The 2,853-nt window shown below is 44.3% G+C and carries 3 protein-coding genes; 2 read left to right on the top strand and 1 reads right to left on the bottom strand.

Features of this window, described 5'->3' with window-relative positions:
- Both OEV42_21540 and OEV42_21535 read left to right on the top strand, forming a co-directional pair.
- On the top strand, positions 1-187 hold a 187-nt coding region (locus tag OEV42_21540; GenBank protein ID MDH3976853.1), incomplete at its 5' end, for a hypothetical protein.
- Positions 188-349: 162 nt separating this feature from the next.
- Positions 350-775, top strand: coding sequence for a Rap1a/Tai family immunity protein (locus OEV42_21535; GenBank protein ID MDH3976852.1), 426 nt, complete (start codon positions 350-352; stop codon positions 773-775).
- A 422-nt stretch (positions 776-1,197) separates the two neighbouring features.
- On the opposite strand, the gene OEV42_21530 is transcribed toward OEV42_21535, so the two are convergent.
- Positions 1,198-2,853, bottom strand: a 1,656-nt coding sequence (locus OEV42_21530; GenBank protein ID MDH3976851.1) for a LamG domain-containing protein, incomplete at its 5' end; no start/stop codon positions are given.

Raw genomic sequence — 2,853 nt, 5'->3', positions numbered from 1 at the left:
GCCCTTGCGAAACTTACAGCACACGATTACTCGAATACTGCTTCACGGTACTACCGGGACGAATGAGCAATTCCCCGGACAGGACTTTAACCTGCTAGATATGTTGCCGATAACGGCGTACGGTCCGGCCCTTTCATTAGCTTCCTTTGTTGCTTTAATCTTCCTAAAGTGTTACTTATTTACTTAGCATCAGCATTTATGAGGAAGATATGATTAAGACTAATAACTATTGTCTAAATGATTTGACAGAATTAACAGAATAATACAGAATCAATCTATAAATATCTTTTTAAAAAGGTGTAATACATAGGACACTATAAGGAATGGCAGGACAACCATGTGAGGGATTATGAATAAATCAAATTTATCTATACTTTACAAAAAACGGAGAAAGGGTATTATCAAATTTTGTCTTTTATTCTTTTTTCTTTCGCCTTCTTTCTCCTTCGCCGACGGTGCATCACTTCTTAAAACCTGCGAAGATTATCTTGCTTTCGAATATAAGGGCGATACGTCCAAGCTTTCTGTAGAGGACCATATAAAAGCCAACTATTGTCCCGCATATATTGAGGCAACAATAGAGTTGAATTATCTCTATCAGGCTTCATTCGGAAAGGATGCCCTCTTTTGCCTTCCTGAAAAGAAACCGGAGAAGGAAGCAACCATCAAAATGGTTATAAATAGCTTGAAGGCCCTGCCTGAAAAGGACCTGGAACAGGATGCGACTTTTCACCTTCTCTCCATCTTTTCAGGAAAATATCCCTGCATTCGCTGAGGAACGACAAGGACAAAGCCTTTTTTCTTCTTTTTAGTTTTTCGCATTTTACTGTGATCAACAACAGTACCCTGCCATGTAAAAAAATTATGTTATTCTTCCTGTTCACCTTGAAATAATGCTGGAAAGGGCAGCCGGGCGTGAATTGATAGTGTAACATTTTGGTGTCACAGTACTTTCAATAAATTATAGCTTCACCCGCAGGTTAAGCTGGCATTTTTTGGAAGTGCCGCGGAAACAACTGGTTGCGCTGGAAATCATGATCCAACTGCTGTTTTAGGATAATAAATCCGGCACATTTACCAATTCTCTATGGCGGACTTGAGGGGCTATTTCGATACATACAAAACTTGCTAATCAATTAAGAAAAGGGCCCCTTTATTAGGGGCCCTTTTCCATTTATATCCAAATAAACTTATTTTTCAGGGATTAGTGTAGCGATTCGTAACATCGGTCTGATTGAGCGCCTTATTGTAGATGACCACTTCATCAATGATACCATTGTAATAATAGCCAAATGCCGAATCGAGACCGATAGTGAGCTTATCCTGTATATCAAGTGTTCCAGCAGTGGGATAGGGAGCAGCATCCTTCACACCATTGATGTAAATATTTTGATTACTGCCATCCCAGGTTAGAACGATATGCTTCCATGCAGCATCGTTAATATTAGCAGAACCACTCCATTGATTTGTCTTCCAGGTACCACCGGTCTTCACACCTGAGAAGGCTTTTGCGCCCCAGTAATCAATCTTCATGGCATCTCCTGCAACGAGTCCATGGCCCGTACCGGGGCTTTGGCCCCCACCCTGGATCCAGACCTCGACAGAAATGGCATTTGAAGTGAAATTCGTAAATCCGCTGGAAATCTCGGCATAATCGGCAGAACCGTCAAAGTTGATGGCATCACCAACTTTACCCGTCGTCCTTATGGCGCCATTATAGAAGGTCATATGGTTGTTATTCGATGTCCCGTCAATGATCCTTGTGCCGCTCTTTTCACTGAATTGATAGTAGGCCACGGCGCCACTCGGAATGGGGGAGAAGGTACCGCTCACATAGATGGTTCCGAAAATCGGCCTCAGGATGCTATCTTTGATGGTTCCGTCGGGCGTAATTATGTCGCCGCTTGCTACAGCTATGGTAGTCGTCATATTATTCAAGGTGATGGTCAGTGTATCATTGGTATTACCGCCATCACTGGACCAGACGGCGCTTCCGATGGCACCGGCCCCATCTTTCCAGGTATGACCATTATTAAGAGCAAGGACCGTATCAATATTAGAGGCATCAATCGTCGGCGGCCCACTAATTTCACCGTCAAAAGTAATGACAACCCGGTCATTCGCCTGTATACCGTGCCCATTGACCGTACCGGAGTTATTATCAGCCACAGCGCCTGTCATCCATGTACGATAACGCTTCTTCAATTCATCGGGACTGAGTGTCTTATTATAAAGAACGATATCATCCATAATGCCTTTATAATAATAGGTGTTGCTGCCAAGCTTCGTTTGACCCGCCTGGAAAACAACGGTACCACCTGAATAGTGCTTATCTTCAAAACTGCCGCAGCTTTGATTATTCAGATAGATAGTTGCCGGATTTCCACTGCCGCCACTTCTCATTATGGCAAGATGGTTCCACTCATTCAGCGTGACACTGCAGCTTGATGCAAAGGGATCGGGCGAATCAATTGAGCTGCCGGAAGTACTCAACCTGTGGGTCACTACGCCATCATCAAGATAGAGGATATAGCGCATGGCCAGGTCATTGTTGCTGGCCAGGATCGGGCGAATTCCGGTAACATCGGTCGGTTTCAGCCATACTTCCATGCTGTAGCTGTCAGAAAGACCAAAGTCACTGTGGTTCGGGAAAGTAATATCATGCGGCTGAGCCCCGGAACCCCCTAGATTCACGCCATTTCCATAGAAGCCCGACACAAATGAGGCGCCATCATTCAAGGTACCATGCCTGTTATAGGATGTTGCATCGGGAGCATTCGTACCACTGGGCTCATCAAACCACCAGGTACCAATTGATCCCTGAGGCACATCAAAATTACCCTGAAGAACATC

The organism is Deltaproteobacteria bacterium, assembly GCA_029860075.1.
Lineage (GTDB): Bacteria > Desulfobacterota > JADFVX01 > JADFVX01 > JADFVX01 > JAOUBX01.
This window is presented reverse-complemented; position numbering and strand designations above follow the sequence as displayed.